Consider the following 18,225-nt stretch of genomic DNA (forward strand, 5'->3'; position numbering starts at 1 on the left):
GGCATCCATAAAGAGGAGTGAACACCATGCGCATGAAATTTCATACGATTTCCGCTCTGCTTTCCGCGGCAGCATTTGCAGCTCTTACAATCCCGTCACAGGCCGTCACCATCGACGATCTGAAAAGCGCGGGCTTTGTGCGAGGAGCGACTGCCAACGAAGTGCCCTATGGTTATATGGACGCGAGTGGCGCAGCCAAAGGCATCGGCCCGGACGTTGCCGCAGCAATCTTCAAAAAACTCGGAATTGAAGAAGTCGATTGGACTGTTACGCCTTTCGGCTCGCTTATTCCCGGATTGAAGGCCAAGCGCTTTGAGTTTGTCGCCGCCGAGCAGAATGTTTTGCCCGACCGCTGCAAACAGGTTCAGTTCACGGTCGCCAATTCCAGCTACGGTGAAGGTCTCCTGGTTCCAAAAGGCAATCCAAAAAACATTCATTCCTATGATGACATCAAGAAAGATCCGTCTCTGAAAGTCGCAATTGTTTCGGGTGCCGATCAGATCGATTTCCTGCATGGAATGGGTATCGATGAATCACAGATCGTCATGATTCAGGGCAATGCTGACGCTCCATCCACGGTTCAGACCGGTCGTGCGGATGCCTATGCCGCAACAGAGCTGACAGTGGCCAAGCTCGTTGAAAATTCGCCACAACTGGAACAGGCACATCCGTTTACCGATCCGGTTGTGGATGGCAAATCCGCGCGCAGTTTTGGCGCTTTCAGCTTCCGTCCAGAGGACAAGGAGTTCTACGACGCCTTCAACAAGGAGCTTATCGAGTTCAAGAAGACCGATGACTACAAGAAAATCCTGATGACCTATGGGCTTAGCGAAGAGAGCGTCGAAGCGGCGCGGACTGTTGATACGGCCAGCCTCTGCAACGCAAAGTAACGCTTTTATCGCCCGCCGTGCCATGATGATTGGTTCGGCGGGCCTTGTCTCATCTCTATCGGGAGAAGACCATATGCACTGGACGGAGTATCTTCCCGCCCTTTTCAAAGGCGCACAAATCACCGTCGTTCTTGCCCTCAGTTCGATGGCTATCGGCACTCTGCTGGCGTTCGCAGCCGGTATTGCCCGGTTTGCGGGTGGGCCGATCCTTTCCACGATTGCGGTGATCTATATCGAGATATTCCGGGGTACTTCCCTGCTCGTGCAATTGTTCTGGCTCTATTACGCCCTGCCATTGATTGGCATTTCATTCGATCCGATCACGACCGGCATTATGGGGCTTGGCCTTAACATTGGTGCTTATGGTGCTGAGGTCGTGCGTGGTGCCTTGCAGGCCGTTCCTGAAGCGCAACATGAAGCCGCAAGAGCCCTCAACTTCAGCAGAGGCCACACATTGTTTCACATCGTCCTGCCACAGGCGGTTGTCGAGATGATGCCGGCTTTCGGCAATCTGGCTATTCATAATCTGAAAGATACAGCACTCGCCTCGCTTATCGCCATCAGCGATCTCACTTTCCAGGCCCAGCGTTTGCGCAATCTGACGCTCGACAATGTGACGATCTATTCGCTGACACTACTTGGTTATTTTGCAATGGCCCTGGTGCTCGCCTCCGCTATTCGCTGGCTTGAGCGACGACTGAAACGCCAGACAATGGCAGGAGGTTTCGCATGATCTACGGCTATGCATGGGACACCTCGTCCACGCTATCCTTTGCGATTTCCATTCTACCAATTCTGGGAATTGGCCTCACAGTAACACTCAAGGCCGCAGCCACCGGCTTTGCTATTGCGCTAGTGCTCGGCCTCGTCTTTGCGCTTCTGCGCCGCAGCCCATACAAAATCATATCCTGGCCGACCGTGGTCGTTGTAGAGTTTCTGCGCGATACACCGCTGCTGGTACAGTTGTTTTTCCTGTATTACGTGCTGCCTGTCTATGGCATTGTTCTGCCCGCATTCCTGACCGGCGCTCTGGCGCTTGGCCTTCAATATTCGGCCTATACGTCGGAGGTTTACCGCGGAGGTATAGAGGCCATTCCGCGCGGACAATGGGAAGCAGCGCGCGCCCTGAACCTTACGCCTTGGCGCACCTATCGCGACATTGTCATTCCGCAAGCCATACCCCGGATCATCCCGGCCATGGGCAACTACCTCGTCTCCATGCTGAAGGAGACCCCGGTTCTGTCTGTCGTCAGTATCGTCGACATGCTGAACCTCGCCAATCTGATCGGCGACCGCACCTTCGAATATTTGGTGCCGCTGTCCATGGTCGGCCTGATCTTCCTCATCCTGACACTTATCTGCTCGGCGCTCATACGCCTGCTCGAACGCACACTTCCAAAGAACGGGATCGCCCTCAAATGACCCAGGAAATTATCCGCTTTCAGGACGTAGCCAAGCGTTTCGGCGCACTGACTGTGCTGGATCAATTCAATTTCTCGGTCAAGACAGGCGAGAAAGTAACACTGATCGGCCCATCAGGATCGGGAAAATCGACGGTGCTCCGTATTCTCATGACACTGGAGCCGTTTCAGGAGGGTACGCTCGAACTCGCAGATATGTCCTATCACCAACCAAACGGCAAAGGACCGTTTCAAGCGAGCGAAGCCCACTTGCGTAAAATCAGATCGCATGTCGGCATGGTGTTCCAGAGCTTCAATCTGTTTCCGCACATGTCTGTGCTGCGCAATATCATCGAAGCGCCAGTACACGTTCTCGGTATGAAGCGGGACGAAGCCGAGGCGCGTGCACTCGATCTTCTTGCTCTTGTCGGCCTGACTGACAAAAAAGATCACTACCCTTCACAGCTTTCAGGTGGCCAGCAGCAACGCGTTGCGATTGCGCGTTCATTGGCTATGCGTCCACGTGTTCTACTCTTTGACGAACCCACATCGGCGCTGGATCCGCAGCTTGTCGGCGAAGTTCTGGCAGTCATTCGCAGTCTCGCGCAAGAACATGACCTGACAATGCTCCTCGTCACTCATGAAATGCGCTTTGCACGCGAAGTTTCCGATCGTGTCTGTTTTTTCGACAAGGGACGCATCTGCGAACAGGGCACGCCCGAACAGATATTCCAGTCTCCGACCGAAGAGCGGACGAAAGAATTTCTGCAATCAGTTCTATAGCGCTCAGGCTATAGAACTGACGTCATAGACTGGCGGCAGTTGCGCGAAGGTTTCGCGAATAGTTTCAAGAGCCGTCTGCAAGGCAGATCGCGAAAGCCTTCCGCCGAGGCAGATGCGGATGCCGCCATCCCCCCGCTCACCACCTGCCACGAACGGATCAGAAGGTGTGACAGCGACGCCCTTGCTTGCCAGAGCACGGACCAGACCATCCTCCGACCAGTTGCGCGGGATCTTCAACCAGGCACAAAGCGACAGCGGATTGCTGCCAGCAATGTGCGGCTCAAGAATATCGGCTACCAATGTCTGCCTTGAACGCAACTCGCTACGCTGAATATCCAGAAGCTCGGTCGCCGTTCCGTCCTCGATCCAGCGGCTGGCCATCTCTGCAACGAGATTGACGCCGCTCCAGCTCGTGACGCGCAAAATCGACGTTACGCGGATGGAATAATGCGCAGGCACCACAAGATAGCCTGTCCGCAAGCCGGTCATAACCGTCTTGGTGAAGCTTGTCACAAAGAAGCCCAGTTCTGGCAGCAGTTCCGGCATTGACGGCAGAGGCTCTTCAAGGATCGGCTTATAGACTTCATCCTCGATGACACAAACGCCGTATCGCCGGGCAATATCCGCGACAGCAATGCGCCTTTCAACTCCCATCAAATGACTAGTCGGATTGCCAAGCGTCGGAATGAGCACCAGCGCCCTTACATCTCCCGCCTTGCACGCAGTTTCAAAAGCATCGGGCAATATACCTTCTCTATCCGTCGGCAGCGCACGCAGCGTGAAGCCAAGCACATTGGCAAGACCTATGATGCCATGATCGGTAAGGCTTTCCGTCAGTACAACCTCACCCGGCTGCACAACCGCTGCGACTGCCAGAAACAAGCCATGAGCAGCGCCATTCGTAATAATGATCCGGCCCGGATCAACATCAACCGACAGGCCACGCAGCCAGTCTCGCGCGACCGCGCGATGTCGATCCAGCCCCGCAATAGGTCGACATGGACGCATGAAGCTCGCATTGTCCGACTGGCTCATTTCCTCCAGCAGACGACGCGATGCATTCTCGTGGGCTTCTGTATAGACTGCGCGAATGATGGATAGATCCGCCGTTCCGCTGGGATCCCGATCAAGCATGAAACGATCAGCCCGCTCCGTCACCCGGTTGCAGACATAGGTTCCCCGGCCAACCTCACCACGCAAATAACCGCGCCGTTCTGCCTCCTTGTAGCTGATACTGACCGTCTGTACCGAAAGCCCGAGCTTGTGCGCCAAATCCCGATGGGTCGGCATGCGCGTGGCCGGCAAAAGAACGCCCTTCTCGATATCGTCGACAATTTTATCTGTCAAAAGCCTGTGCTTGGTGACGCCCTTGCGCATTTCCAACATGGGTTCCCACATGCGTCTACCAACTCCATCATGACATATCCAGAATTGTCCTATTATACTGAAATTTCTTCATGACAATCTAGTCAAAACAGCGTTCAAGGAGAAGTTCTTATCGCTGGCAATGACAAGCACCGAGACGATGGAAAGCATGCCTCAGCGAGTACGTGCGGAACGCAATAAAAACCGTTCGAAATGGTATCTGAAAATATCGATTCAACATCATAAAAGATGACAAGTCCGTCAAAACAAGCTATTGATAGATAAAGCGAATTCTAGCTTTTCCCGTACACATCGTTCCTCGCTGCCGGACGAAATACGCATGAATGAAAAACGGAGCCCGCAGGCTTCCAAGCCGCAAAATCCAGCCAAATCGTTCTTTGAAAATGAACGTCCGACGCTGAAGACAATTGCATTCATGACCGGCCTTGGCGTGACCACGGTTTCGCGTGCTTTAAAGGATGCACCGGAAATCGGTCCGGAAACACGAAAACGCGTACAACTGATCGCCCGACAGATCGGTTATCGTCCCAATCGTGCCGGTGTGCGCCTTCGAACCGGCAAGACGAATGTCATTGCCCTTGTCCTGAACACACAGGACGAGATCATGGGCTTTACCAGCCAGGTCATTCATGGCGTCGCGGATGTTCTTGCCGAAACGCAATACCATCTCATTCTGACACCCTATTTTCATTCGCGGGCGCCAATCGAACCGATCCGCTATATCGTGGAAACGGGCTCAGCCGACGGTATTATTTTTTCGCGTACAGAACCGGACGATCAACGCGTCCATTATCTGACGGAACATGATTTTCCGTTCGCCACCCATGGTCGCACTGATACGGGCATTGAGCATCCTTTTCACGACTTTGATAATTTCACTTTCGCGCTGGATATGGTTGGCAAACTGGCAGCGCGCGGACGAAAGCGGCTCGCTTTACTGACTCCGCCCGCACATCTCACCTATTACCGGCATATGGTAGGTGGATTTTATGAAGGTCTGCGTGCCTTTCACTGTAGTGGATCGCCGCTCGAAGACGTTGATCTCGATACACCGCTTGAGGATTTGCGACAGCATATTGCTCAATTGATGAAAAGACCGGATCGACCGGACGGTATCATCTGCTCTGGCAGTGCAGCCGCCCTGGCAATTGTTGCCGGTGTAGAAGATGCGGGATTGAGTATCGGTAATGAAGTCGATGTCGCAGCCAAACAATCGACGCAGATTTTGCATTGGTTTCGCCCGGGGCTGATTGTCGTCGAGGAAAGTTTCAAGCTGGCCGGGCAGCAGCTTGGCAAAGCCATTCTGGGCCGGATTAACGGCATCGATGTGAGGTCCTTGCAGACCATCGGATAAGAATGGGCGGAGGCCACTCCGGACCCGTGAGCCCGGAATGGCCTCCTATCGCTCGGGAGGAGCGATGCAAAGTCAGTTCGCCGCCCGTTTCTTTCCATTTTCAACTGGCAGCAACAAAGCCTCAGCCGCTTTAATGTTCAGTGCTTCCGGGCGCGTACAGCGCGTTTCGATGTCAATGAAACGCTTTTCCTCGCCTGATCTCAAAATAGCCAGCATGACGTCGACCCCATGCAGTGCACGTTCCAGCGAACAACGTAGATCGCGGCCGTTCAGAATAGCAGCCGCCATATCTGCCAGACCAGCCGTTCTATAGTTAGCCATCATACCTTGAGAATGCTGTTCATTGGCAACGCCAAATGGATGCTCCCAATTTTCCACTATTTCCGCTGGTTCGCCCGGCTTCGCCAGTTGAACTTCTCCGCCAAAAAAATTGGGATCGGGCAGGTAAAGTGATCCTTCGGTGCCATACAACTCCATGTTCGCATGGCGATGCGCCCAGACATCCCAACTGGCTGATAGTGTTACTGTTGCGCCCTGTTCGAATTCCAATAATGCGTGAATGGTCGTTGGCGTCTCCACAGGAATGGCTTCGCCCTTGCGTGGTTCAGAGCTAATCGTCCGCGTCGGTGTAGCTGCAGAAGTCAAAGCGGCGACGCGCTTCACGGGGCCAATCAGATTAACGAGATTGGCGATGTAATACGGTCCAAGATCAAGGATCGGCCCACCGCCCTTTCGGAAGAAAAAGTCGGGATTCGGATGCCAATGTTCCATGCCATGGCTCATGACATGGCATGTACCGGAGGTGATGCGACCGACATTACCATTATCGATTTCGCGCCGCGCCAGCTGATGGGCTCCACCCAGAAACGTATCCGGCGCGCACCCCACTTTCAGGTTGCGACCATCGGCAAGCGCCTTCAGTTCCAGCCCCTGCTCCATCGAGAGAACCAAAGGTTTTTCTGAGTATGCATGTTTGCCTGCGGCCAGAATTTGCTTCGTGACAGCATAATGAGCATCGGGAACTGTCAGGTTGACGACGATATCAATGCCGTCGTTCTGAAGCAGCTCATCGATAGTCTGTGCTTTTATACCAAACTCGTCTGCGCGCGCTTTTGCTGCAGCAGGATTTATATCGGCGCATGCTATTATTTCGATACCTCGAAACATGGGAGACAGCCGCAGATAGGCAGCGGATATATTGCCACAACCGATAATGCCGACACCAAGTGCCTTGGTCATTTCGTTCTCCAACTCAGAAATTCTTTACGGTTTCGATGGAACGGCGCGCAAATCGGGTGTCGTCCGACGGATTATCGTGTTCCATGATGAAATAGCGGACGGGCGTCTTGCGCAAAGCCGTAAACAATTCAGCCCAGTCCACAGTGCCATGTCCGACGTCTTCCCAGCCGTCTTCGTCGGTTTTTTCACCGGCTATGGCGATATCCTTGACATGGACCGCAAGGATTCGGTCGCCATAGCGCCTGATCCATTCAAGCGGGTCGGCACCGCCTTTGATAATCCACGCAATATCCGCCTCCCATGCAAGATCGGGCGAAGCATCGAGGATATGTTCCTGTGGTACGGAACCGTCGGCCAACGGGCGGAATTCGAAATCATGGTTGTGCCAGCCAAATGCATAGCCCGCCTTGCGATAATGCTCTCCAGCGACAGCAAGGCGTTTTCCGAACTCCTGCCAACCGGCAACACTATCCGGGCGGCGGTCTGCATCGAGATAAGGGCAGAAAATAGCCTTCATATCGGCGACCTTGGCAATCTCCAGAACACGGTTGACTTCGTTCTCCAGCATATCCAGACCAAAGTGTCCGGTAGGCATGGAAAGTCCCAATGCGTCGAGGTCCTTCTTTAATCGAACAGGATCACCATAAATCCCCCCATAGCCTTCCACCCGACGATAGCCGAGATCCCGCAGCATGGTGAGCGTGCGTTCCAACGGTTGGAAGTTGCGGGAGCTGTAAAGTTGATAGGAATATCCGTTCATGTCCTCGTCCTCAGAACTCTATCCAGAATTGTGTCGGGCTTTCTTGCGAGCAAAAAATCCCCGCACGGTCCGAGGCAAGCCCTCGTGCCGTCCATTGAAAGCCAATAGCTTCGCCTCTCGCAGGAGAGGCTCTTAAGGGGAACGTTCTTCGCTATTCATCTAAAGCCTCTCCTCCGTTTGCGCATCGAAAAGCGACAGGGCATCCGGCTTGAAACCGATCCTGACCTTCTCACCTGCCCGATAGCGCTTCCCCGCTTCCACCCGTGCGGATAGCGAATGTCCGTTCAGGCGAAGCCAGACCAAACTGTCGGCACCCATCGGCTCATCCAGATCGACGGTCGCCTCAAAACCATCTTCGACATCAAGTCTAGTATGCTCAGGACGAACCCCGAGAGTGGCCTTACGTCCGGGCGTCAGCCCACCGTCATATCCATCAAGCTGAACGGTGGTCTCGCCAACATGGAAGACTGGCTTGCCATTTGTAGCCGTAATTTCTCCCGTAAAAAAATTCATCGACGGCGAGCCGAGAAAACCCGCTACGAACCTGTTCTTTGGGCGATTGTAAATCGTCGACGGATCAGCCAGTTGTTGGACCACCCCACCTTTCATGACTGCGATGCGGTCCGCCAATGTCAGGGCTTCGATCTGGTCGTGCGTGACGTAGATCATGGTATTGCCGAGTTTCTGGTGAAGGCGCTTGATCTCAACGCGTAGCTCAGAACGTAATTTTGCATCCAGATTGGAAAGCGGTTCATCGAACAAAAACACGTCGACATCGCGCACCAGCGCACGACCGATCGCAACACGCTGACGTTGTCCGCCGGACAGTGCCGAAGGTTTACGCTGCAGCAAGGGTTCGATCTGCAGAATTTCGGCCGCGCGTTTGATGCGTTTATCAATCTCCCCTTTCGGCAAGCCGGCAACCCGCAAACCGAAGGAAAGGTTCTTCTCAACAGTCATTTGCGGATAAAGCGCATAGGACTGAAACACCATGCCGATGCCGCGATCCTTCGGCTCCTCCCAGGTAACGTTACGTCCTTTGATGAAAATGCTGCCTTCGGAGATATCGAGAAGGCCCGCTACACAATTGAGCAGAGTGGACTTGCCGCAACCGGACGGCCCCAGAAGAACGAGGAATTCGCCCTCCCCGATTTCCAGATTGAGATTTTGCAGCACATTGACCGAGCCGAAGCCGAGCGACAGATCCTGGATGGAAACGCTGGAGTTCATGAATTCATCCTTTCACTGCGCCAGCGGCAATGCCGCGTACAAAATACCGACCAGAAACAAAATAGACGAGCAATGGCACGGCCCCGGTAAGAATGGTGGCGGCCATATTGACGTTGTATTCCTTCACGCCCTGCATGGAGTTGACGATATTGTTCAGCTGGACGGTCATCGGAAAATTCTGCGTTCCTGCAAACACCACACCGAACAGAAAGTCGTTCCAGATACCGGTTACCTGCAGAATGATTGCAACCACGAAGATCGGCAGCGACATCGGCAGCATGATCTGAAAGAAAATGCGCCAAAACCCGGCTCCGTCGACACGCGCTGCCTTGAAGAGTTCCGGCGGCAGGCCGGCGAAATAGTTGCGGAACAACAACGTCAAGATCGGCATTCCAAAGATGGTATGGATGAAGACAACGCCTGTCAGTGTACCGAATATGCCAAGCTCGCGCGTAATTATGACGAGCGGATACAGCATGACCTGATATGGAATGAATGCACCGAACAACAGAACCGAAAAGAAGATTTCCGATCCTTTGAATTTCCAGTTTGCCAGCGCGTAACCATTGACTGAAGCGATGGCAATGGAGACGATCACGCTCGGCACGGTGATCTTGATCGAATTCCAAAAACCCGCGCTGATGCCTTCACAATAAAGGCCTGTACAAGCCTGACTCCATGCCTTGACCCATGGCTCAAATGTGATCTCGACTGGTGGTGAAAAGATATTGCCGAGCCGGATCTCCGGCATACCCTTCAGAGAAGTGACTACCATCACGTAAAGCGGCAGCAGGTAATAGACAGCGGCAACAAACAAAATGCTGTAGAGCATGATGGTGGCGGGTGCAAAGCGCCGTTTTGGCTTACGACCCCACGGCTGCGAAGCCCGCTTTTGTGCCGGACGAGCCTGGGCTGCTACAGCCTCAGTTTCGGCTGGCCTCTTCCTGTTGAGGACAGCTTCAGTCATCGCGCTTTCCTCCGACTATATTCCAGCATTGTCCAAGGAACGAGAATGATCAGAACCGTGGCCAGCATGACGGTAGAAGCAGCAAGTCCCTGCCCCAAATTGGCCCAGCCGAACATGAAGTCGTAGACGTATTTTGCCGGTACTTCCGACGCTATGCCGGGACCGCCATTGGTCATGGCAACCACCAGATCATAAAGTTTGACGATGCCTGTCGCGATAAGAACGACGGTCGTCACCAGAACGGGGCGCATCATCGGCAGGATGATGAAGAGATAGGCTTTCCACTTCGGAATGCCGTCAACTCGCGCAGCCTTCCAGATTTCATCATCGACATTGCGCAGCCCGGCCAGCATCAGAACCATGACCAACCCCGTCATCTGCCAGAGCCCGGCAATGACAATTGCATAGATGACGTAGGTGCGGCTCGACAGGATAGCCATCTGGAAATTGTCGAAGCCGATATCGCGAATGACTTTCTCCAGTCCGAGTTGCGGATTGAAAATCCACTGCCAGACAAGGCCCGTCACAATGAACGACAGGGCATAGGGATAGAGGAAAATCGTGCGAAATGTGTTCTCGAAGCGGATTTTCTGGTCCATCAGGGCAGCAAGGACAAACCCGGCCACAAGGGAAAAGCCCATGCAGAGGACGCCATAGATCGCCAGATTGCGGACTGACACATGCCAGCGGGTTGCAGAAAACAGGCGCGTATATTGATCGAAGCCGACAAAATTCAACATAGGCAGCGATTTTGAGGACGTGAAGGAATAAACAACCGTCCAGAGCGTGCAGCCAATGAAGACCACGAGAACCGTCGCGATCATTGGAAGTGCTGCAACCTTTGCATTCAGATTGCGAAATATTCCCGACGGCTTTCCACGATTGCCCTCTTCCATGACGGCCATGATACTCCTCCCTGTTCCGGTTCTCGGAGTGTCCTGTACCGTCGTCCTCATCGACAGCGCAGGACTTGAACGTGACTATTGTGCCTGTTCGATAATCTCCGCAAAACGTTCCTGAATATCATCGACCGTCATGTCTGGATTGGAGAAAAACTCGGCAGCCAGACTTTCGATTTGCCCTTGGGTATCCGGCGCACGCAACTGCTCCACAGAGGGAACGATGTTGTCCGGGTTCTTCAGAATATCGATACCCGCACGCATGCAGCTCGAGGCTGAATCGAGATCCACATCGCCGCGGATCGGCAGCGAACCCTTGGCCAGATTGAATGCAACCTGCGTTTCCTTGGAAACAAGCATGCTTGCCAGCTTGAGCTGTGCCTTGGTGACTTCCGGGTCCTTGTTCTTCGGGAAGTAGATCGCATCACCGCCAGTATCCAGATACTGATGAACGCCGAGTCCTGGCAAGCAGTCATAATCCTTGCCTGCAACCTTGCCCGCTGTCCCAAACTCGCCTTGCGCCCAGTCTCCCATGATCTGCGTACCGGCGCGGCCGGTCAGCACCATGTTGGTCGCCTCGTTCCATGAACGGCCCACATAACCCGGATCAGCCAGTGAGCGCGCCTGAGCCAGCGCTTCAAAAACCTTCTTCATTTCAGGACCGCGTGCCGCATCGGCGTTCTTGTCCTTATTGACCTTTAGATAGAGGTCCTTACCGCCAATCGCAGTTGTCAGGACAGTCAGCATGCCATTCACCTGCCAACCGTCACCGGTCGCCAACGGCACAATGTTCTTTTCCTTCAGCTTGGGAGCTGCAGCTATAAGGTCATTCCAGTTTTTTGGAGGTTCGGTTCCGGCCTCGCGAAAGGCTTGCGGATTGATCCACATCCATTCCCACGAATGGATATTCAGCGGCACACAGTAGAGGCGCCCTTCATAAGTGCAGGATTCCAAGAGGCTCTTCGGACGAATGAAGTTGGCCCAGCCTTCCTTTTCGGCGAGCTCGGTCAAATCCGTCATTAATCCGCCCTGAACCAGTTCTTCAGCCTGCCGTCCATGATTGAGCTGGGTCGCTCCCATTGGATTGCCGCCGAGAATACGGCTGATAATGATCGGGCGGGCTGTAGCGCCGCTACCGGCAATCGCCCCATCGACCCACTTGTCGCCGCCGAGCGCATCATATTTTTCAGCGAGAACTTTGACAGCTGCCGCTTCACCGCCAGATGTCCACCAATGCGTAACTTCAAGATTAGCCGCAGAAGCCGAATCTGCCATTGTTAACGTTGTCATAGCGAGACACACGGATGTGGCGAGAACTTTTGCTCTTTCTGGTAACATTCCATATCCTCCCAAATCTGAAACGTTACAGATATGGTATTCAAAACAATCTCGTTTGCAAGTCCTTAATTTCCAACGAGTGGAATCTGGCGCTCAGGCAGAGTCTAACATATTGATCTTCTGTTGTTTTCCTTAAAGAACTTTTTTGGCGCGAAAGAATCATCTTGTGTTTTATCTCGTAAGATATTCAGCATGAAACACTCAAGATCTATGAATCTGTAACGTTACAGATTGCAACAATCACAAACAAAAAGGGCACTCGTGAGAGCGCCCTTTTTTCGCATTTCGAAATCGACTTGAATCAAGCCACCTTGCTCAAAAGGCCATGCGGATCGAGAACGAATTTCTTCGCAGCGCCCTGATCGAAACTTTCATAGCCCTTTGCCGCGTCCTCAAGTGAAATGACCTGAGCGTTTACGATCTCGGCGATATTCAGGCGCCCATGCAGGATCGCCTGCATCAGCTGGCGATTGTACTTCAGAACCGGTGTCTGTCCGGTATGGAATGACTGCGCCTTGGCCCAACCGAGGCCAAACCGTAACGACAAGCTGCCTTGTTTCGCAGCATTGTCGACAGCACCTGGGTCTTCGGTGACATAAAGCCCCGGAATACCGATTGCCCCGGCGGGACGAGTTATCTCCATCATCTGGTTCAACACGATCGCCGGTTGCTCGCCACCGCTATGACCGCGCGCCTCGAACCCAACAGCATCAATAGCACTATCCACTTCGTTGCTGCCTGTGACTTCTGCAATCATGTCGCCGAGACGATCGCTTGCCGAAAGATCGATTGGTTCGAACCCCACTTTCCGTGCGTGATCGAGCCGTTCCTTGTTGAAGTCACCGACCATAACGACCGCAGCGCCCAGAATGCGAGCGGATGCCGCAGCAGCAAGCCCCACCGGTCCCGCACCCGCGACATATACAACCGAACCAACCCCGACGCCGGCTTTCACCGCACCGTGAAAGCCGGTCGGCAAGATGTCAGAAAGCATCGTCAGGTCGCGGATTTTTTCCATCGCTTGCTCGCGATCGGGGAACTTGAGCAGATTGAAATCGGCATAGGGCACCATGACATAGCGGGCCTGCCCGCCAATCCAGCCTCCCATATCAACATATCCATAGGCGCCACCGGCACGCGACGGGTTGACCGTCAGGCAAACACCTGTGTCCTGGGATTTACAGCAACGGCAGCGACCACAAGCGACATTGAACGGGACTGAAACGATGTCGCCCACATCGAGCATCTCGACATCGCTGCCTTTTTCAATAATTTCACCGGTAATTTCATGCCCCAGCACGAGACCGGGCATCGCAGTCGTGCGTCCGCGAACCATATGCTGGTCGGAACCACAAATATTTGTCGAGATTACCTTCAATATAACGGCGTGGTCCAGCTTCCTCCCGTCCGGTGCCGCTAACGCTGGATCTTCAATATCGCGCACTTCGACTGTCCCGGGCCGCAAATAAACGACGCCACGGTTCTTGCTCATGTCTACCTCCTCCAGGTCGAACAACACTGACAGATTTCAAACAATGCAATGATCGATGGTTTCCGGACGCAAATTGACAACGCCCGTTTCAGGGAGGTTACAGACGGAAAGCGAGCGGTTCAGTCCCAATCGCGACACGTCTCATTCAAATTGAACTTGAGGATTTGGTGCATCACCGTCAATGTGCAGTAAGCTTCATGTTTCCCGCACCGTCATCAAAAATGAAGGCAGGGCCGACAACACGTACACTACGGTCTGTTATGGGAGCAAAAGACGCCGCTGAAGCAGCTACGTCATCATTACGAGTCGGTCGAGCATCTGGCATGGGAACAACGACATTTTTGAGCGCGCGACCACCCTTGCTACTGGCCCGCAGCTCACTGATCTTGTCGACATAACCGGCCCAGTTGCATCTTCTGAAATCACCGCTTCCCTGATAGTTATATGCTGTAGACAACTCGACATAGGGCTTACCGTTCGAGACCGACACCATATCGGCCGTTTCGCCGTTCGGATCATTCAGAACGTAGAGATCGACATTCTCCCCCTGACAAATAAAACGGCATTGTGCCACTGTCTCCGTCACGCTGTCGGACTTCTGAAACTGTGAATGCGGAGCTGGGAAAAGATAACCATCCGACAAACGCACACAATAAGTCAGAGCGCCTTTGATACCATTCGGCACCCATGGCTTGTCGTTCGTTGCGACAGACGCAACTTTGGGACGGTCAGGTTTCACTTTTGCTGCCGGACTGGCAGTCGGTTGTTCTACGCATGATCGGGAAGAAAGCGAACTGGATGAAAGCTGCCGCTGTATTTCAGCTATTCTTTGAGAAAGATCGCGGCAAGGATTGAAAAAACCGCCGCGCTCGTCGCCACCCTTGCAACCACGGCTGCGTTCCAGCGCGCGCAATGCCGAAAGCTGGCGCTGCGTCATCATATCCGCAGCACCGGCTGCACGCGTGCAGGACGCGGCAGCCAATTGCGGGAAACAGAACAGTCCAATCAAAAGAAGTAAGGCGAAAGATTTTGCCACCACAACACCTTTGAAACCCATAACTTTTGATGATCACCTCACCGACAAGAGCTGACGAGGTGCTTCCATTTCTGAGCTCCCTCGTTTGGAGTTCAGCACCTGATCCGGATCCATTTCCGATACCAAAGCGGCCAATGCCAATCGAAGATAAAGCGGCGCATCAGTGCGATCTATCGCTTTCAGCGCAACTCGCGAAATACCGAGAGAGTGGGCCAGCTCCTGCTCGGATGTGTTTAGGGATGCACAGATTCTCGCGAGCTTTTCGTATGCACGTCTACCCATTACCGTTGTTCCCTCCTCTGTCATTACGGCGATCATCTCCGATCGCCATTGCCTTCACCATTTTATATTCAGCCCCAAGTTACCCTCCCATATCCGGTTGCGTTCGCCACCAAGATTGGTCGTGTAGTCTGCAGTCGCAAACAAACTGGCTTTCTCGGTAATATCCAAGGTCAGCCCGCCACCCAGTTCCAGCGATGTGCCCTTGAGATCAGTCACAATCGGATCGGTGGCAAAACGTACAGTCTGATCCGATGAAAAATTCTGCCAGAGATTGGCTTTCAGATATGGCCGTAATTTCCCGACCGAAGTTTCTTGTTCACCTTGCAATCTGAACCCGATCCGGCCCGTCCACGCATCATCTGTATCAAACGCTATCGAGGAATAATGATCAGCCTGATCATCAAGCGAGAGATGCTGCCAGATCAGTTGCGCCTGCGGCTCCAGTGTCCAGCTTTCGCTCAGGGCGAGAGGATAGCCTCCTTCGAGCGAAGCCGTAACCCCATGCCCGTCGAGGTCAATACTCTGACCTTCATTCGAGGTTGCATCACCACCGAACCACGTTCCCATAAGTATGGCGTCGAGATACCAGCCTTGCGGCCCGATATGAGTCCAGTACCCGCCGAAACTCGTACCCGTAACTTCCAGATCGCCAACAGCGAGATCGTTCCAGCCAAGCGCTTGCCCGGTGATATCACCTGTTGCGCGGGCATAACCGAAAAACAGACCGAAACGGTCAAAATGTCCGCCATCCGTTTCGCGACCCAGAATATCCTGTCCCGCCTGAATACCAAAGAGCTTTCCGTCGAGACCCGGTGCAACTGTTCCCCGCCATTTCATATCAATATCCTGCCCGAAGACTCTGCCCCAGCTCGCAGGCAGATATCCGGCAGTTTTCAGCAAATCCTGCTCGCCGCGACGTTCATGAAACGTACCGAGAGTAGAAAGTGCCAGATGGTACGCCACAGGCGGCAATGCTGAATAAACCGGCACTTCCTTGCGATAGAGAGAAATCACGTCGCCCTTAACCCTCGTTGCGCCAGGTGAAGGCGGAACTGCTCCATCGAATGGAAGGACAACATTCTGTTGTTGACCCGTCGTATTGTCGGGTGGATTGGGAGCCTCCGCCGATACGGGAGGCGGAGGCGCATCGGGAGCGGAAGCATCTTCTGTTACCGGAGTTTCTGTATCCGGATCGACAGGCAAAGTCGCTGGAGGCTGCTCGAGTGCGGGTGGCGGCGCAGTTGTTTCGGGCTCTTCCGGCGAAACGGATGTTCCCCCCGTCGAAGCAGGCGGTTCGCTTCCACGAACCAAAGTTGATCTCAGATACCAGTTCTCGGTGGTATTCGCCGTTACACCGCCCTTGAACAGAAAATATTCGTAGGCACCGGCAGCAGCACGACCGTTCAGCGAAAAAGCATTCTGACTGGTGGAACCACCATTCAATGCTTGTACGACCATAATGCCGTCCGCATTTGTTGCAGCGCCTGCCCCACCCGCGTTGGTAACCGCAATGGCGGTGTTACCTGATGCAACACCTGTATCGATCACAAGCTTGTCCGAAGGAGCGCCATCAGAAGCCAGAACGGTATCTAAAAACAGAAGACCGTTCTGCCCGACGTAATTGCCCTTGATCGTAAATGCGTCAGTCGTACTCGTCCCGCCATTGGTGAGGTCGATACGCCCGGCGTTGAAAACATTTGCCAGCTGGCCTGAGGCGAATGGGTTCACGCCGCCCTTTGCAGCACCGCCATAAATTGTACTTGTGGCATCAACGTTGAGCGTCCCCGTTCCTGTTCCGGCGTCGCCCAACGTGAGAGCGCTGTCGAAAACAAGGCGCGTATCGTCAGTCAGGTTGACTGTTTCCCAGCTGTCAATACGAGAGACTTTTCCGGTTTTCACATTATTAAACGTGAGGACATCACTCCCCTCGCCGCCGCTAAGCTGCGCAGTAGCGCCTATATTAGCATCAGTAAGATTAGTAAGAACGGCCGTATCATTATCCGGGCCAAGATCAATCTTCCCATAGATAATACCGCCACCATTCCATGAGAATTGGTCATTACCGAAACCGAGCAAAACATCGCCTGCGACTGTGCCACCCGTCATCGTTACACTGTCGGTTCCACTGCTGATGCTTATATTGCCGCCGATCATCCCTCCAGACACGATAATCGTATCATTACCGAGCCCGGCAATCAGATTGCGATCAATTGTTCCGCCGGACATGTTGAAATAATTATTGTCGAGCTTGAGATTGACGCGTCCGATGCGTCCATCCGTCATCACGGCATAATCGCCATCGTCAAAGGCATCGACGATACGTCCACCCGACATAAAAAATTGGTCGTACCCGTTACCCTGATTGAGCGAACCAATCTCGCCGCCCGTTATACGGAACTCGTCAATATCATTTCCCTGACGAACATTGCCTGTAACGCTTCCGCCCGTAATGAGAAAGCTGTTGAGACCATCGCCCTGATTGACATTCCCGACAATCGAACCGGAATGGACTTCCACGCGGTCCACACCGGAGCCGAACGCTACATCTCCGCTGACGGTGCCTGTTCCTCCAGTCGGCAAAAGCAATGTATTGTTACCATTGAGGTCGGTAAGACCGCCGGGAGATGTGCCGCTGTCGCAAATGAATGTGTCATCACCTAGCGTCGGCGAAAACGAACATGCAGCCATGCCGGGAGTGCTTTGTAGCAAAACCGTTCCTAAGGATATGAGCGCTGTGCTGGACAGAAAACGGATGGCGCGCGAGCCGATGTTGCGACAATGCATTGAAACCCCTCAGCTCTTTGCAGTGCTCTACTCAAAACAATAGAAGGGTATTTTCTTTCATTAGGCAACGTAAAATATCACTTCAAAAGTGAAACTACTTCCACAAAACAAAGATAATCAAAAGTTCAAAGCAACCATATCGATTACCAAAATATGACACCTTTTCTTCCGAGTAAAATAGCATGAAATATATTTTATAGCGTAAACTGCTAATTTTGCTCATATATTCGCCTTGATCCCCCTGAATAGGGGGATTCACACGCTGCCGCACACAGCGCGCTCTGGTTGAAATTGGTTTAAGCAACCGAACACCAACTGGATGTGATCAAAACCTTCAAAACGAGCCCAATATTAACTTTATCTACGAAAACCTCGTCAGCCGGAC

The 18,225-nt window shown here is 53.3% G+C and carries 15 protein-coding genes; 5 read left to right on the plus strand and 10 right to left on the minus strand.

The annotated features are described in order from the left end of the window. Positions 1–26 precede the first annotated feature (26 nt). The 4 genes from ehuB to ehuA all read left to right on the plus strand — a co-directional run bounded on the left by ehuB (position 27) and on the right by ehuA (position 3,073). Positions 27–890: an ectoine/hydroxyectoine ABC transporter substrate-binding protein EhuB gene (ehuB, locus tag OHI65_RS00460; RefSeq protein WP_012092886.1), complete on the plus strand. Its 864-nt coding sequence runs from the start codon at positions 27–29 to the stop codon at positions 888–890. Between the two features lie 73 nt (positions 891–963). Continuing rightward, the gene (gene ehuC, locus OHI65_RS00465) at positions 964–1,623 is read left to right on the plus strand and encodes an ectoine/hydroxyectoine ABC transporter permease subunit EhuC (protein WP_010658663.1); all 660 of its coding nucleotides are present in this window, start codon (positions 964–966) and stop codon (positions 1,621–1,623) included. Next, on the plus strand, positions 1,620–2,312 hold the full coding sequence (gene ehuD, locus OHI65_RS00470; protein WP_125300660.1) for an ectoine/hydroxyectoine ABC transporter permease subunit EhuD: 693 nt from the start codon (positions 1,620–1,622) through the stop codon (positions 2,310–2,312). The genes ehuC and ehuD overlap by 4 nt, the downstream gene beginning before the upstream one ends. Then, positions 2,309–3,073 (plus strand): ectoine/hydroxyectoine ABC transporter ATP-binding protein EhuA, encoded by a 765-nt coding sequence (gene ehuA, locus OHI65_RS00475; RefSeq protein ID WP_012092884.1) that lies wholly within the window; start codon positions 2,309–2,311, stop codon positions 3,071–3,073. The genes ehuD and ehuA overlap by 4 nt, the downstream gene beginning before the upstream one ends. A 3-nt stretch (positions 3,074–3,076) precedes the next feature. On the opposite strand, the gene OHI65_RS00480 is transcribed toward ehuA, so the two are convergent. After that, positions 3,077–4,471 (minus strand): PLP-dependent aminotransferase family protein, encoded by a 1,395-nt coding sequence (locus OHI65_RS00480; RefSeq protein ID WP_040128351.1) that lies wholly within the window; start codon positions 4,469–4,471, stop codon positions 3,077–3,079. A gap of 307 nt (positions 4,472–4,778) precedes the next feature. Between OHI65_RS00480 and OHI65_RS00485 the strand changes: the two genes are divergently transcribed. Further along, positions 4,779–5,813, plus strand: a complete 1,035-nt coding sequence (locus OHI65_RS00485; protein ID WP_012092882.1) for a LacI family transcriptional regulator — start codon at positions 4,779–4,781, stop codon at positions 5,811–5,813. Positions 5,814–5,885: 72 nt separating this feature from the next. Here the strand turns inward: OHI65_RS00485 and OHI65_RS00490 are convergent, their stop codons facing one another. The 9 genes from OHI65_RS00490 to OHI65_RS00530 form a co-directional block, all read right to left on the minus strand. After that, a complete protein-coding gene (locus OHI65_RS00490) occupies positions 5,886–7,052 on the minus strand; it encodes a Gfo/Idh/MocA family protein (protein WP_012092881.1) in 1,167 nt (388 codons plus the stop codon). Between the two features lie 13 nt (positions 7,053–7,065). Further along, complete coding sequence (locus tag OHI65_RS00495) at positions 7,066–7,812, minus strand: sugar phosphate isomerase/epimerase family protein (protein WP_012092880.1); 747 nt, start codon at positions 7,810–7,812, stop codon at positions 7,066–7,068. 159 nt (positions 7,813–7,971) lie between these two features. Further along, complete coding sequence (locus OHI65_RS00500) at positions 7,972–9,042, minus strand: ABC transporter ATP-binding protein (protein ID WP_125300661.1); 1,071 nt, start codon at positions 9,040–9,042, stop codon at positions 7,972–7,974. A gap of 4 nt (positions 9,043–9,046) precedes the next feature. After that, positions 9,047–10,009 (minus strand): carbohydrate ABC transporter permease, encoded by a 963-nt coding sequence (locus OHI65_RS00505; protein WP_125300662.1) that lies wholly within the window; start codon positions 10,007–10,009, stop codon positions 9,047–9,049. Then, positions 10,006–10,914, minus strand: coding sequence for a carbohydrate ABC transporter permease (locus OHI65_RS00510; RefSeq protein ID WP_125300663.1), 909 nt, complete (start codon positions 10,912–10,914; stop codon positions 10,006–10,008). The genes OHI65_RS00505 and OHI65_RS00510 overlap by 4 nt, the downstream gene beginning before the upstream one ends. A 75-nt stretch (positions 10,915–10,989) precedes the next feature. Continuing rightward, complete coding sequence (locus tag OHI65_RS00515; protein ID WP_012092876.1) at positions 10,990–12,246, minus strand: ABC transporter substrate-binding protein; 1,257 nt, start codon at positions 12,244–12,246, stop codon at positions 10,990–10,992. A 301-nt stretch (positions 12,247–12,547) separates the two neighbouring features. Continuing rightward, a complete protein-coding gene (fdhA, locus tag OHI65_RS00520) occupies positions 12,548–13,738 on the minus strand; it encodes a formaldehyde dehydrogenase, glutathione-independent (RefSeq protein WP_012092875.1) in 1,191 nt (396 codons plus the stop codon). 178 nt (positions 13,739–13,916) lie between these two features. Next, entirely contained in the window at positions 13,917–14,675 is a 759-nt protein-coding gene (locus tag OHI65_RS00525) for a DUF2865 domain-containing protein (protein ID WP_235915783.1), read from the minus strand. A 435-nt stretch (positions 14,676–15,110) separates the two neighbouring features. Further along, positions 15,111–17,840: an autotransporter domain-containing protein gene (locus OHI65_RS00530; protein ID WP_125300664.1), complete on the minus strand. Its 2,730-nt coding sequence runs from the start codon at positions 17,838–17,840 to the stop codon at positions 15,111–15,113. Positions 17,841–18,225 lie beyond the last annotated feature (385 nt).

Source organism: Brucella sp. MAB-22, from assembly GCF_025908475.1.
GTDB classification, from domain to species: domain Bacteria; phylum Pseudomonadota; class Alphaproteobacteria; order Rhizobiales; family Rhizobiaceae; genus Brucella; species Brucella anthropi.

What these genes read in the sequence shown, in the direction of transcription:
- fdhA (WP_012092875.1), bottom strand. Translation starts at nt 13,738, where the DNA reads ATGAGCAAGAACCGTGGCGTCGTTTATTTGCGGCCCGGGACAGTCGAA.
- ehuB (WP_012092886.1), top strand. Translation starts at nt 27, where the DNA reads ATGCGCATGAAATTTCATACGATTTCCGCTCTGCTTTCCGCGGCAGCA.
- ehuD (WP_125300660.1), top strand. Translation starts at nt 1,620, where the DNA reads ATGATCTACGGCTATGCATGGGACACCTCGTCCACGCTATCCTTTGCG.
- ehuC (WP_010658663.1), top strand. Translation starts at nt 964, where the DNA reads ATGCACTGGACGGAGTATCTTCCCGCCCTTTTCAAAGGCGCACAAATC.
- OHI65_RS00495 (WP_012092880.1), bottom strand. Translation starts at nt 7,812, where the DNA reads ATGAACGGATATTCCTATCAACTTTACAGCTCCCGCAACTTCCAACCG.
- ehuA (WP_012092884.1), top strand. Translation starts at nt 2,309, where the DNA reads ATGACCCAGGAAATTATCCGCTTTCAGGACGTAGCCAAGCGTTTCGGC.
- OHI65_RS00505 (WP_125300662.1), bottom strand. Translation starts at nt 10,009, where the DNA reads ATGACTGAAGCTGTCCTCAACAGGAAGAGGCCAGCCGAAACTGAGGCT.
- OHI65_RS00500 (WP_125300661.1), bottom strand. Translation starts at nt 9,042, where the DNA reads ATGAACTCCAGCGTTTCCATCCAGGATCTGTCGCTCGGCTTCGGCTCG.
- OHI65_RS00485 (WP_012092882.1), top strand. Translation starts at nt 4,779, where the DNA reads ATGAATGAAAAACGGAGCCCGCAGGCTTCCAAGCCGCAAAATCCAGCC.
- OHI65_RS00510 (WP_125300663.1), bottom strand. Translation starts at nt 10,914, where the DNA reads ATGGCCGTCATGGAAGAGGGCAATCGTGGAAAGCCGTCGGGAATATTT.
- OHI65_RS00525 (WP_235915783.1), bottom strand. Translation starts at nt 14,675, where the DNA reads ATGACGCAGCGCCAGCTTTCGGCATTGCGCGCGCTGGAACGCAGCCGT.
- OHI65_RS00480 (WP_040128351.1), bottom strand. Translation starts at nt 4,471, where the DNA reads ATGTGGGAACCCATGTTGGAAATGCGCAAGGGCGTCACCAAGCACAGG.
- OHI65_RS00530 (WP_125300664.1), bottom strand. Translation starts at nt 17,840, where the DNA reads ATGCATTGTCGCAACATCGGCTCGCGCGCCATCCGTTTTCTGTCCAGC.
- OHI65_RS00515 (WP_012092876.1), bottom strand. Translation starts at nt 12,246, where the DNA reads ATGTTACCAGAAAGAGCAAAAGTTCTCGCCACATCCGTGTGTCTCGCT.
- OHI65_RS00490 (WP_012092881.1), bottom strand. Translation starts at nt 7,052, where the DNA reads ATGACCAAGGCACTTGGTGTCGGCATTATCGGTTGTGGCAATATATCC.